The following is a 12,068-nucleotide window of genomic DNA, read 5'->3' as shown; positions in this document are numbered from 1 at the left end:
CACAGTCACTATCGGGTGATACCCACCCGTTCTCGTTCATTCCTTTAAATAATATATAGTGATACGGAGAACTAACCGACGGACTGAAGGTCACCTCTCTCGAGGCACGAAGTGATGGCCGACGAACTGAAGCGACGACTCGTCCACGCCAGCGGTTCGGGACTCGTCGCTCTCTGGCTGCTCGCCGATTATCTCGATCTCGGGCTGACGTGGCCCCGGTTCAAGATCCTCATGATCGTTCTCGCGACCGGCGCACTCGTCCTCGAGTTTCTGCGGCTCCAGGTCGGACTGGACTGGCGGCTCTACGACGTGCTTACCCGCGAGTACGAACAGGACAACCCCGCTGCATACGCCCTGTACATGATCAGCATGGCCGCCGTCGTGGTGGTCTTCCAGCCGGATATCGCCCTGCCCGCGATGTTGATGCTCGCACTGGGCGATCCGATCAGCGGCATGGTCTCGGACAACACTCTCAAGCAGGTCAAGCCGCCGAAGGTACTCATCACGATGTTTCTCGTCTCGACCGTCATCGCGATCCCGTTTCTGCCGATCATCGCGGCGCTGATCGCCGCCCTGGGCGCGACCATCGCCGACGGCGTGACCCTCGAGATCCGCACCTACATCATCGACGACAATCTGACGATCCCGATCTACGCGGCCTGTCTGGCGTTTCTGGCGCTCGAATTCGCGCCGTTGTAGCACGAACTTTTCCGCCTCGGGTTCGCCAGCGGCGAACCACTCTCTGCTCGCGGGCCGCTCGCACGGCTCGAGGGACACCGTACGTCCCTCGTTGGGCGCAAAAACTTCGATGAAAAAGGCCGCCTCCGCGGACTTCGTCCGCTTCGGCGGTCGACCGCTCGCTACGCTCGCGGATGCTCGTTGTGGTAACTCCGTTCCCTATACTGACCGGCTTAACAAATGGGAACAGAACGACCGAAGAACTGGCTCTAATTTAGCCGCCAGAGTTCGAAATTGAGCGCGGCTGCGAACGTCACCCACGCGAGATACGGAACTAGCAACGCCGCAGCGCGGCGGTCGACCCGCCGAAACGCGAGGATCGTCCCGGCGACGAACGCCCAGAGCGCGCCGATGATTCCCAGCGCGACCAGCGGTGCCTCGAGCGTGAAAAAGGCGGGCGTCCAGGCGACGTTGAACAGCATCTGAACGACGAACAGCCCGAGCGCGAGTCGCCGGCCGTCGGCGTCGCTGCGCCAGACGAGCCACAGCGCGACGCCCAGCAGGGTAAAGAGGAGCGTCCAGACGACCGGAAACGCGATTCCCGGCGGGTAGAACCACGGCTTCTCGAGCGCGCGAAACCATGGCGTGTCGGGCGAGGAGAACACGCCCGGCAGCCCGCCGATAAGATTGACCAGCAGGACGAAAGCGACGGCGGTCAGAATCGGCTTCCCGGCCGGGAGGCGCTGGGATATCGATCGGGTCTCCATACGCGTTCTATGACAGCTCTGGGTTTATATCGCCGACCCGCCGCGACCCGGCGACGCTGCCATCGCACCCGCAGGACCACTTTCACCCCGGTACGGGAACCCTTATTCGCGGCGGCGATGAACGGCAGGTAATGGCTACGACGGACGAGGAAATCGCGTCTATCGAGCATCCGCTGCTCGAGCCCGACTTCCTCGAGCGCCGACTCTACCAGCTGAAACTCGCGGGAACGGCCGCGAACCACCACACGCTCGTCTGTCTCCCGACCGGACTGGGGAAGACGACGGTGAGCCTGCTCGTGACGGCACGGCGACTCGAGGAGGTCGGCGGCAAGTCGCTGATGCTCGCGCCGACGAAACCCCTCGTCCAGCAGCACGCGGATTTTTACCGAGAAGCGCTCCAGATCCCCGACGAGGAGATCGTCGTCTTCACCGGCGACGTGAGCCCGGACGACCGCGCCGAGACGTGGGAGTCGGCGACGGTCGTGATGGCGACCCCGCAGGTGATCGAGAACGACCTCGTCGGCAGCCGGATCTCGCTCGCGGACGTGACCCACATCACCTTCGACGAGTGCCACCGCGCGACCGGCGACTACGCCTACAACTACATCGCCGAGCGCTACCACGCAGACGCGAAACAGCCGCTCGTCACCGGGATGTCGGCATCGCCCGGCGGTGACGAGGAGGCCATCCTCGAGGTCTGTGAGAACCTCGGGCTGGACGAGGTCGAAGTGATGACGGAGGAGGACGCCGACGTCGAGGAGTTCACCCACGACACCGACGTCGAGTGGGAGCGCATCGACCTCCCCGACGAGGTCATCGGGATCCGTGACGCGCTGAACGAGGTCATCAAAGAGCGCCTCGAGAAGCTCAAGGAACTGGGCGTCGCGAGTTCGACCCAGCCCGATCAGTCCCAGAAGGACCTGAATCGGATGCGGGCCGAGCTCCAGGAGCTGATCAACAACGACCAGTCGGAGGGGTTCGAGGGGATGTCGATCCACGCCGAGGTGATGAAACTCCGGCAGGCCGTCACCCTCGTGGAGACCCAGAGCGTCGAGGCGCTCTGTCGCTACTTCGAGCGCCAGCGCAATCAGGCCCGCTCGTCGGGCGCGTCGAAGGCGAGCCAGCGAATGGTGTCCGATCCGCGCGTGCGCGAGGCCATGCGGAAGGCCGAGAGTTTCGACGAGATCCACCCCAAGTACAGCAAGACTCGCATGCTGCTCGCCGAAACGCTGGGACTCGAGGGCGGCGAGCGGGTGATCGTCTTCACCGAGTCCCGCGACACGGCCGAAGCGCTCACGGAGTTCCTGTGTCAGAGTTTCGACGCGAAGCGGTTCGTCGGGCAAGGCGACCGCGAGGGGTCCGACGGGATGACCCAGAAACAGCAACAGGAGGTATTAGACGAGTTCCGGGCGGGCGAGTTCGAAGTGCTCGTCTCCACCTCGGTCGCCGAGGAAGGGCTGGACGTTCCGGAGGTCGACCTCGTGCTCTTCTACGAACCAGTTCCGACCGCGATCCGCTCGATACAGCGGAAGGGCCGAACCGGTCGCCAGTCCGAGGGTCGGGTCGTCGTCCTCATGGCGGAGGACACCCGCGACGAGGCCTACTTCTGGATCTCGCGTCGCCGCGAGAAGGAGATGGAGTCGGAACTACGCGAACTGAAGGGAATGGCCGACGACCTCGCGGAGGAACTCGACGACTCCCAGCAGTCGCTGGCCGATTTCGAGGGGGACGGAGAGCGCGGAGTGGAAGTGGACGACAGCGACGGCAACCCCGACGCAGTCGGTGGGTCTTCCAGCGGAAGCGAGGGGGTTTCAGGGCAGCCCGGATTGCAGGAGTTCGGCCCCGAGAACTCGGACTCGAGTAGTGATGACGAGGCTGAAGACGGGCCCGACGTCGACGAAGAGGTCGAAACCCACGAACCGCACGCTGAGGGCGAAACGGTTGCGGTCGTCGCCGACCAGCGCGAGATGGACGCGAACATCGCGCGCGACCTCTCGCGGCGCGAGGAGTACGAGATCAGCCTCGAAACGCTCTCCGTCGGCGACTACGTCCTCTCCGATCGGGTCGTCGTCGAGCGCAAGTCCGTCGCTGACTTCGTCGACTCGCTGGTCGGGGGTGACCGATCGGTCTTCGAACAGGTCGGCGCGATGGCCCGCCACTACTCGCGGCCGATCATCGTCGTCGAGGGCGAGGGGCTGTACGAACAGCGGGATGTCCACCCGAACGCGATTCGAGGGGCGCTCTCGAGTCTCGCCGTCGACTTCGGTGCGAGCGTGCTACGGACCGAGAGCGAAGACGACACGACCGAACTGCTCGCGGTGATCGCCGGCCGGGAACAGTCGACCGCCGACCGGGAGGTGTCGGTTCACGGCGAGAAGGGGACCAAGACCCTCGGAGAACAACAGGAGTACGTCGTCGCGTCGATCGCCGAGATCGGTCCCGTCACTGCACGGTCGCTGCTCGAGGAGTTCGGCACGGTCGAAGGCGTGATGATCGCGACCGAAGACGAGTTGCAGGCGGCCGACGGCGTCGGGCAGGTGACTGCCGAGCGGATCCGAGAGGTTATCGGCAGCGAGTATACCGGCTGAGTCCAGTTGATCCGTGTCTCAGTCGCTCACTTCGGAGGTGATCCCGTCCTCGCTCTCGTCGGTGATGGGAACGGGACCGGGACCGGGACTCCCCTCCGCGCGGGTGACGATCCGTTCAGCGAGCCAGACGGCTCCGACGCCGAGAATGATGCCCGCGATGACGTCGATCAGCCAGTGAATCCCGAGGTACATCGTCGAGAAGACGACGCAACTCACCACGAACGACGCGAGCGGAAACCACCGCGGGTATTCCCTGCGCGACCGCCAGGCGAACACCAAGACGACGACCGCAAGCGACGTATGTAGCGAGGGGAACACGTTCGTGTTCGACGACACTGCTGCCGTCATCGTCTGGGCCTCCGGATAGAAGTCGTACATCAGCCCGGAGACGGACGACAGGTGGTTCCGCGGTCCGTACGCGATAAAGAGGGTGTAGAGGAGCGTCCCGATCAGGTAATTCAACAGATACGCGATGAGGAGTTCCTTGAGGTGGCGCTGGGATGGCAACAGGAAGTAGAGGATCGGTGCGGTTACCAGCAGATACGGGAACCCAAACATGTACATCGCCGAGAAGAACTCCAGCGTGGCCTGGGGGACGAGATTCTGGAGAACCGCCACGAACTCCCCTTCGATTGCGTATATCTCCGCGGTGATGTCCCAGTCGAGAGCGTGCGAGATCCGTTCACTGTGGCCGGTCGTCGCCCGCTTTGCCAGGAAGAACAGGGCTGCCGCGCCGAGATACGGCGCGACCTCGAGGAGTCGGTGATCGAGTTCGGCCGCCGTCCGGCTGATAGCTGTCCGATCGAGACAGACGGCACAGGTTCCGAGAAGTCCGATACAAACGGCGAGTACGGTCAGCAGTACGACGAATCCAAGTGGCATCGTTAGTGTATCCTACGTTCGTAATTCGACGGGTGACGACGGTATGCAGGCCGGTAGCACGGAGGGCGGTGGGAAACGGCTACCTGAATCACGACGCACGCAACCGGTCGATATAGCCCGTCGGTGAGTGTCATTAGATTACACGTTTTTTGCTAAATATATATCTATTGATGTGCAGATCAGTGGCCGAACGACGAATACATCGAAACGAGTCGTTAGGGCACTCAACGGAGACCGGAACGGGGAGTTCAATCGGTCGTATCGCCGGTTACGGGCGTCGGCATGGGTGCGACAGTACCTGCAAGTAGTATCAACGCAGAGTCGATAGCGTCTCACCGGCCTCGCGAGCCGCCTCGAGGCAGTCTCGCGCGTATCGAGGGTCGTCGGCCGCGGCGGCCTCCGTGGCGAACTTCTCGAGCGTGCGGACGAGCGCGTCGCGTGCGGCCTCGAGGTCGCCGTCAACCGGCGGGGGGCTCGCTGCAGGGCCACGACGGGCCGATCCGGGGTCGGCCGACCGGTCATCGGACGCTCGGTTCGATGCGTCAGGGGCGGCCGAAGCGGCGTCGGAAATGGACGAAACACTGTCAGCGGGAGACGACGCGGCGTCGGGCCGGGACTCGCTCCGAGTCGGCATTGCTGCCGACTGTGATCGCGGTTCGCTGCTCGAGGCGGACGTCGCGGCGCGATGGTGAGGGGACTCGTCGTCGGTCACCTGATGGTCCACAGCGGTCGATGTTGCGTCGGCGTTCGCTGCCGGATCGATGTCGGTAGCGTCCGGCGTGGCGTTAGTCGTCTCGGTCCGTGTCGCATCGGCGGGATCATCGTTGGTCGACCGTTCCGTCGCAGGCTGGTCCGTTGTGGACCCTTCGTCGGCCGGCTGGGCCTCGAGGTCGGTTCCCTCGACGGCGTCGGGGTTGCCGTGACAGCTCGGACAGAACGTGGTGCCGTCGTGCTGGAAGAGCGGGTCACCGCAGGTGCCACAGTGGGCGTTTGTCATCGTCGCGCCCTTGAGCAGCAGGTCGCTCATCCGCTGGGTCGCCTTGCGCTCTTCTTTGTCCTGCTCGTACTTCTCTCGAAGTTTCTCGCGCTCGGCTTCCTTGTCGAAGTCGCTCATGTCCGTCTAGACGTTTCGGAGCGTCGAAAAAGCTGCGACAGCCGACGGTCCTCGAATCGGAACGGATTCTATCAGGTATCGAGTGCGGATTCGACCGCATCGACGGCCGCCTCCGGCGTTTCGACCGTCTCGAGATCGATCCCGAGAAGAGAGACGTCGTGGGTCTCGAGGCCGACGACGGGGCGGTCGTAGATGCTGGCGAAGCCGATCTCCGAAAGGGTGCCGACGCCGCCAGTGAGCGCGATGACTGCATCGCCGTTCAGCGGGACGAGCGCGTTCCGGGCGTGGCCCATGCCGGTCGCGATGGGGATGTCGACGGAGTCGTTCGCCGCTTCGGGACGCTCGCCGGGAAGGATCCCGATCGTCGTGCCGCCCTCGTGCTTCGCGCCGCGACAGACTGCTTCCATCGTCCCGCCGCGGCCGCCACAGACGACCGTGTGACCGCGGGCGGCGAGTTCGCGTCCGACCGCTTCCGCGCGAGTCGCCTGTTCGTCCGTGATCGTTCCGCCGCCGATGACGCTGACGCGCATACGTGAGTTCCACAGGCAGCCGGTATGATCGGTTCGGTCTCGAGGCGATCGTGGCTCGAGCGAATGCCGAGTATCTGGGTACGACAGGTGTGATGTCCGCGTCGTCAACACCGTTCGAACGCCATCGTCCGACGGATTTAACGTGTGGGATGGGGAAGCAATACGTGGTATGACGAAAGTTAGCGTGGTCGGCGCGGCCGGGACGGTCGGGGCCGCCGCAGGCTACAACATCGCGCTTCGGGACGTTGCGGACGAGCTCGTCTTCGTCGACATTCCGGACAAGGAAGACGACACGATCGGACAGGCCGCGGACGCCAACCACGGCGCAGCCTACGACTCGAACACGACGATCCGACAGGGCGGCTACGAGGACACCGCCGGCTCGGACGTCGTCGTCATCACGGCGGGCATCCCGCGACAGCCGGGCCAGACGCGGATCGACCTCGCGGGCGACAACGCACCCATCATGGAGGACATCGGCTCCTCGCTGGCCGAGCACAACGACGATTTCGTCACCGTCACCACGTCCAACCCCGTCGACCTGCTCAATCGGCACCTCTACGAAACGGGCGACCGCGCTCGCAAGAAAGTGATCGGCTTCGGCGGTCGGCTCGACTCCGCCCGCTTTCGCTACGTGATCTCCCAGCGCTTCGACGCACCCGTCCAGAACGTCGAGGCGACCATCCTCGGCGAACACGGCGACGCGCAGGTTCCCGTCTTCTCGAAGGTCCGCGTCGACGGCCGAGACCCCGAATTCGACGAGAACGAGAAGGAAGACCTGCTCGAGGAACTGCAGGCCTCTGCGATGAACGTCATCGAGAAGAAGGGCGCGACCGAGTGGGGCCCGGCGTCCGGCGTCGGCCACATGGTCGAGGCCATCCTCCGAGACACCGGCGAAGTACTGCCGGGGAGCGTCGCGCTCGAGGGCGAGTACGGTCACGAGGACACCGCCTTCGGCGTCCCCGTCAAGCTCGGCTCCGACGGCGTCGAAGAGATCGTCGAGTGGGAGCTGACCGAGTTCGAGCGCAATCAGCTCGGCGAGGCCGCCGAGAAGCTCTCGGACCAGTACGATAAGATCTCGTAATCGACGGTCGTCTCCGATCGGCTTTTTGCACGTCCGCCGCTCGAGCCGGCGTCATACGGTTTGCTGTCACTGTGTCCCGGCGCACCCGCATGGCGGGTCGCGGGTGTGCTAGGAGAGAACTGACAGGAGTCCGTCTCAGGGAATCAGCTGCTCGCCGTCGTCGTCGTAAATTACGATCGCGTCGACGGGACACGACCGGGCGGCGAACTTCGCGTCGAGTTCGGCGTCGTCGGGGACCTCGCGGACGAAGATTCCGTCCTCGACTTCCTCGCTGTCCGCGAGTACTGCTTTGCCCCTCGATTTGTCTTTCTCGAACGCGTCCCACTCGGCGACGCACTGGAACATCCCGATACAGGTGTCCTCGTCGAATTCGACCTTCATGAGCGGGAGTTGGGTCGATCCCCCTAAATCGTTAGCGGTCGTCTACCGTGAGAGGCGTTACACGGGACCAATTGTCAGCGTCATTTTACTATCGTCGGTTCCGTTGATTCGAGCATGGGCCAGGACCGAACCGGCTCGTCGGCAGCCGAGGAACGACGGCAGAGTGAGGCGGATCCGCTCGGTCGAGCGATGCTCGCTCACCACCGCGATACCCCGGGACAGTTGACCTATCGCGACGGCGCGGAGCGACGGGACGGCAACGTCGCCGAGCTCTACTTCTCGAGTCCCGAATCGTGGGACCGGGAGACGATCGACGCGCTCGAGCGCGTCGCCGACGCCGAACCGGTCCTCGACGTGGGGTGTGGTGCAGGGAACCACCTCCTGTGGTGGGCCGATCGGGGCGTCGACGCGGTGGGCGTGGACGCGAGCCCGAACGCGGTCCGAACCGCCCGTGAACGCGGCCTCGAGGACGTTCTCGTCGGCGACATGTTCGATCTGCCGGTGCCGACAGACGCGTTCGGTGCCGTTCACGTCGTCGGCACACAGGTCGGCCTCGGCCGCTCACTGGCCGGCATCCGCGAACTGCTCGTCGAGTTCGCTCGCGTCGTCGGTGACGCGGGGGTAGCCGTCGTCGACAACTATGATCCGACGCGACTCGACGAGGGGTTCTTCGGTTACCGGTCCGATCCCCGCGAGGGAATCGCCCACCGGTGTTTCCACCTCGAGTTCGAGGGCGAGCGGGCGGACGGCGATCGATTCCGCGAGGTCGGTCGAACGCTGCAGTTCCTGCTGTGCTCGCCCGACCGGTTCCGCGAGGCGACGACGGGGACGCCGTGGACGGTGACCGACGTTCTTCGAACCGAGGCTCACTACAGAGCGGTCCTGGCGAAATCGGATTCGAAACCGCATCGGTAGCGAGACGGTCTCAGGGTCGACACGAAAAGCGGGGCGGGCAGCGGCGAGCGATGGGGTACGCGTTCAGCGGTCGTGGACCGAGCCGATCGGCTCGCGGCGGCGGCCGGCTTCCGCCGACGACGAGGGGGCGTCTCCCTCGAGAATCAGGAGGACGTCCCGGTAGTCGACCACGCCGTTGCCGTCGACGTCGAGTGCCTCGGTCACGTCGTCGGTGACGGGACCGATGTACTCGAGGGCGAGAGAGGCGTCGCGGCGCCCCTTCGGTCCGTTCCTGACGACCTCGCGCTCCCAGGCCTCGCGCTGGGCGTCAGAGACGTCGGCGAGGCGGCCGAACAGCAAGAGGGCGGCGACGGTCACCGAGAGGTCGGTGTGATGGATCCAGCCGTTGAACGGGTCGACGTGGGGACCGGCGGCCATCACCGTTTGAGCCGGACCGGTGTGGACGTTCGAGGCCCACGAGACGCCGAGATGCTCCGAGACGACCGCGCCGAGCTCGTTCGAGAGGGCGTAGGGACCCTCGGCCTCTCTGGCGTCCGCGATCCGCGCGACGTCTTCGTCGGTGAGCTCGACGTCGACGCGTTCTTCGACCGCCTCGCGGATCGGGACGCCGTCCTCGATGGCGGCGGCGATAGCCGCGTTGCTCGCCTCCGCGTTCCGAATCGCTTCGGCGTCGATCGGCGAGCCGTAGTCATTGCCGGTCGCCAGACCCCCCGTCTCGTGGTCGGAGGCGACGACGACCAGCGTGTCGTCGCGGGTCTCGGCGTACTCGAGCGCCCAGTTAACGACCTCGTCGAACTCCTCGGTCTCGGCGACCGTCGACTGGACGTCGTTCCCGTGCTCGGCGTGGTCGATGCGTCCGCCTTCGACCATCAGGAAGAAGCCGTCGTCGTCGTCCTCGAGGCGGTCGACCGCGGCGGCGGTCATCTCGGGCAGCGACGGGATCGACTCGTCCCGGTCGAGCGTGTAGGTGACGTGGCTGTCGTCGAACAGTCCGAGCAGTCTGTCACCGCTCGCAGCCCGGAGGTCGCTCTCGTCGAACAGGACCTCGTACCCCTCCGCCCGCGCCCGGGCGAGCAGGTCGTCGTCGAACTCGCGGCGGCCGCCGCCCATGAGCACGTCGACCTCGCTCTCGACGTACTGTTCGGCGATCATTTCCTCCATGCCGCGGTCGGGGACGTGCGAGGCGAAGACGGCGGGCGTGGCGTGGGTAATCCGAGTCGTCGATACCAGTCCGGTCGCTTTCCCCCGCGACTGTGCGAGCTCGAGCTGGGTCAGTAGCGGCGTCGGATCGTCGTCGTCTTCCTCGCCGCGAACCGAAACCTGCCCGTTGTACGCCTTGTGACCGGTCGCGAGGGCGGTCCCGGCCGCCGCCGAGTCGGTCACTTCGCCGCTCCGGGAGTTCGTGCGCGTGTACCCGACGCCGGTCATCGACTGCATCGACAGGTCGCCGTGGACGACCGACGTGACCTCGATCGGGTCGAACCCCATGCCGTCCCCGATCAGGACGATCACGTTCTCGACGTCGCTTCCACGACGATTGCCGGCAGCGTCGGATCGTGCGCCGGCCGCGCCGGTCGCACCGAACAGTCCAGTCGCACCCAGGGCCGTAATGAATTGCCGTCGTCGCATAGTGCGTGGGGAGCCACCACGAATTCGGTTATTATTTTTACTATTATTGTCCGATAAGTCACAATAGGAGTGAGTGGCCGACAATACTCGTCGGCGGGGGGCGTCGCAAATTGGAGGCTACCGACCGGTCGTGTCGATCGGACTCGCGGTGGCTCGCAATGGGAGAGCGGCGCGTAGGTCGCAAGAATGCTTTTCCGCTACGTCGTGGAACCGTGACAGACGGAATGGTCGCACTGTCGTTCGCCGTCCTCGTCGGAACCGCCATCGTCACCTGTCTGTTCATGGCGTGGGTGCTCGGGGCGAACAGCAACTCGCCGCCCTTCGCCCCCGCGATCGGCGCGAACGCGATCTCGACGATGCAGGCGGCGTTCGTCATCGGACTGCTCGCGGCGTTGGGTGCGCTCATGCAGGGCGGGAGTATCTCCGAGACGATCGGTGCGGACCTCATCGACGGCGTCGCGATCACGCCGCTGGCGGCCACCGCGGGTCTGCTGACCGCGGCGGGATTCATGGCGATCGGAATCTACACGCGGTATCCGATCCCCGCAGCCTTCGCGACGACGGGCGCGATGGTCGGCGTCGGCCTCTCGCTGGGCGGCGACCCGGCGATGGCGACCTACCGCCGACTGGGAACCTTCTGGTTGCTCGTCCCGATCATGTCCGGCGGGTTAGCGTACGCGACGGCGACGGTCCTGCGACGCGACGACGTCCCTGAAACGGTCGGCGTCCCACTGCTGGCCGGGATCGTCGGCGCAATCGTCGCCAACGTCCGACTCGGGGTGATTCCGGATCCCGCAAGCGAGCAGGGCACCCTCGCCGGCTTCGTTTCCCGGCCGTTCGGCGGCGGTCCGACCCTCGCGGCCGGGATCGACCTCGGAACGCTCCTCGTGACGATCGGAGCCGGGTTTCTCGCGTTCTACTGGGTCCGCGAGCGGGTCCGCGCCTCCGTCGAGAGCGGCATCCGCTCGTTCCTGCTCGTCCTCGGGGGGATCGTCGCCTTCTCCTCGGGCGGTTCGCAGGTCGGGCTCGCGACCGGCCCGCTCGAGAACCTCTTTCGAGCCGAACTCGGTCTGCCGGGGATCCTCCTGCTCGCGATCGGCGCGGTCGGCATCCTCGCGGGCGCCTGGATGGGCGCACCGCGGCTGTTGCAGGCGACCTCTCGGGAATACGCCCAGCTCGGCGTGCGCCGATCGATCGCGGCACTCGTGCCGGGCTTCATCATCGCGCAGCTGGCGATCGCACTCGGGATCCCCATCTCGCTGAACAACATCATCCTCTCGGGGGTCATCGGCGGCGGGCTGGCCGGCGGCTCGGCCGGCGTCTCGCGGCGCAAGATCGGCGTCACGATCACCTTCTGGCTGGTGACGCTCGGGAGTTCGGTTATCGTCGGCTACGGGCTCTATCAACTGTTCGCGAGGGCTATCGGGATCTGAGTCTCCGACAGCGTTGGCAACTCGAGGAACAGCGGAACTCGCCTCTTGTCAAAGAGTTTTAATTGGG

At 65.3% G+C, this 12,068-nt stretch carries 11 protein-coding genes; 5 read left to right on the top strand and 6 right to left on the bottom strand.

What is annotated here, in order from left to right:
• Positions 1–114: 114 nt before the first annotated feature.
• Positions 115–699, top strand: a complete 585-nt coding sequence (locus tag HYG81_RS29645; RefSeq protein ID WP_180839701.1) for a diacylglycerol/polyprenol kinase family protein — start codon at positions 115–117, stop codon at positions 697–699.
• Between the two features lie 248 nt (positions 700–947).
• Here HYG81_RS29645 and HYG81_RS29640 read toward each other — a convergent pair whose 3' ends face one another.
• A complete protein-coding gene (locus tag HYG81_RS29640; RefSeq protein ID WP_180839700.1) occupies positions 948–1,445 on the bottom strand; it encodes a TspO/MBR family protein in 498 nt (165 codons plus the stop codon).
• Positions 1,446–1,576: 131 nt separating this feature from the next.
• Here HYG81_RS29640 and HYG81_RS29635 point away from each other — a divergent pair, with 131 nt between their 5' ends.
• Positions 1,577–4,033 (top strand): DEAD/DEAH box helicase, encoded by a 2,457-nt coding sequence (locus HYG81_RS29635; protein WP_180839699.1) that lies wholly within the window; start codon positions 1,577–1,579, stop codon positions 4,031–4,033.
• Between the two features lie 18 nt (positions 4,034–4,051).
• Here HYG81_RS29635 and HYG81_RS29630 read toward each other — a convergent pair whose 3' ends face one another.
• The 3 genes from HYG81_RS29630 to HYG81_RS29620 form a co-directional block, all read right to left on the bottom strand.
• Positions 4,052–4,915 (bottom strand): phosphatase PAP2 family protein, encoded by an 864-nt coding sequence (locus HYG81_RS29630; RefSeq protein ID WP_180839698.1) that lies wholly within the window; start codon positions 4,913–4,915, stop codon positions 4,052–4,054.
• Positions 4,916–5,225: 310 nt separating this feature from the next.
• The gene (locus HYG81_RS29625) at positions 5,226–6,029 is read right to left on the bottom strand and encodes an Sjogren's syndrome/scleroderma autoantigen 1 family protein (RefSeq protein WP_180839697.1); all 804 of its coding nucleotides are present in this window, start codon (positions 6,027–6,029) and stop codon (positions 5,226–5,228) included.
• Positions 6,030–6,100: 71 nt separating this feature from the next.
• Entirely contained in the window at positions 6,101–6,559 is a 459-nt protein-coding gene (locus tag HYG81_RS29620; protein ID WP_180839696.1) for a TIGR00725 family protein, read from the bottom strand.
• Positions 6,560–6,728: 169 nt separating this feature from the next.
• Here HYG81_RS29620 and mdh point away from each other — a divergent pair, with 169 nt between their 5' ends.
• Positions 6,729–7,643 carry a malate dehydrogenase gene (mdh, locus tag HYG81_RS29615; RefSeq protein WP_180839695.1) on the top strand — a complete coding sequence of 305 codons (915 nt, stop codon included), beginning with the start codon at positions 6,729–6,731 and terminating at the stop codon, positions 7,641–7,643.
• Between the two features lie 135 nt (positions 7,644–7,778).
• On the opposite strand, the gene HYG81_RS29610 is transcribed toward mdh, so the two are convergent.
• On the bottom strand, positions 7,779–8,024 hold the full coding sequence (locus tag HYG81_RS29610) for a ferredoxin (protein ID WP_180839694.1): 246 nt from the start codon (positions 8,022–8,024) through the stop codon (positions 7,779–7,781).
• A gap of 114 nt (positions 8,025–8,138) precedes the next feature.
• Between HYG81_RS29610 and HYG81_RS29605 the strand changes: the two genes are divergently transcribed.
• Positions 8,139–8,939, top strand: coding sequence for a class I SAM-dependent methyltransferase (locus tag HYG81_RS29605; protein ID WP_180839693.1), 801 nt, complete (start codon positions 8,139–8,141; stop codon positions 8,937–8,939).
• Positions 8,940–9,002: 63 nt separating this feature from the next.
• On the opposite strand, the gene HYG81_RS29600 is transcribed toward HYG81_RS29605, so the two are convergent.
• Positions 9,003–10,568, bottom strand: a complete 1,566-nt coding sequence (locus tag HYG81_RS29600) for an alkaline phosphatase (protein WP_180839692.1) — start codon at positions 10,566–10,568, stop codon at positions 9,003–9,005.
• A 224-nt stretch (positions 10,569–10,792) separates the two neighbouring features.
• Between HYG81_RS29600 and HYG81_RS29595 the strand changes: the two genes are divergently transcribed.
• Positions 10,793–12,001, top strand: a complete 1,209-nt coding sequence (locus HYG81_RS29595; protein ID WP_180843012.1) for an inorganic phosphate transporter — start codon at positions 10,793–10,795, stop codon at positions 11,999–12,001.
• Positions 12,002–12,068: the final 67 nt, after the last annotated feature.

It is taken from the genome of Natrinema zhouii (assembly GCF_013456555.2).
In the GTDB taxonomy this organism is placed as follows: Archaea; Halobacteriota; Halobacteria; order Halobacteriales; family Natrialbaceae; genus Natrinema; species Natrinema zhouii.
Note: the sequence above shows the minus strand (reverse complement) of the source record. Positions and strands in the feature narration are given on the sequence as shown.

Bases quoted from the DNA above. Each gene is read 5' to 3' on its own strand.
- HYG81_RS29645 (WP_180839701.1), top strand. From the start codon at position 115: ATGGCCGACGAACTGAAGCGACGACTCGTCCACGCCAGCGGTTCGGGA.
- HYG81_RS29640 (WP_180839700.1), bottom strand. From the start codon at position 1,445: ATGGAGACCCGATCGATATCCCAGCGCCTCCCGGCCGGGAAGCCGATT.
- HYG81_RS29635 (WP_180839699.1), top strand. From the start codon at position 1,577: ATGGCTACGACGGACGAGGAAATCGCGTCTATCGAGCATCCGCTGCTC.
- HYG81_RS29630 (WP_180839698.1), bottom strand. From the start codon at position 4,915: ATGCCACTTGGATTCGTCGTACTGCTGACCGTACTCGCCGTTTGTATC.
- HYG81_RS29625 (WP_180839697.1), bottom strand. From the start codon at position 6,029: ATGAGCGACTTCGACAAGGAAGCCGAGCGCGAGAAACTTCGAGAGAAG.
- HYG81_RS29620 (WP_180839696.1), bottom strand. From the start codon at position 6,559: ATGCGCGTCAGCGTCATCGGCGGCGGAACGATCACGGACGAACAGGCG.
- mdh (WP_180839695.1), top strand. From the start codon at position 6,729: ATGACGAAAGTTAGCGTGGTCGGCGCGGCCGGGACGGTCGGGGCCGCC.
- HYG81_RS29610 (WP_180839694.1), bottom strand. From the start codon at position 8,024: ATGAAGGTCGAATTCGACGAGGACACCTGTATCGGGATGTTCCAGTGC.
- HYG81_RS29605 (WP_180839693.1), top strand. From the start codon at position 8,139: ATGGGCCAGGACCGAACCGGCTCGTCGGCAGCCGAGGAACGACGGCAG.
- HYG81_RS29600 (WP_180839692.1), bottom strand. From the start codon at position 10,568: ATGCGACGACGGCAATTCATTACGGCCCTGGGTGCGACTGGACTGTTC.
- HYG81_RS29595 (WP_180843012.1), top strand. From the start codon at position 10,793: ATGGTCGCACTGTCGTTCGCCGTCCTCGTCGGAACCGCCATCGTCACC.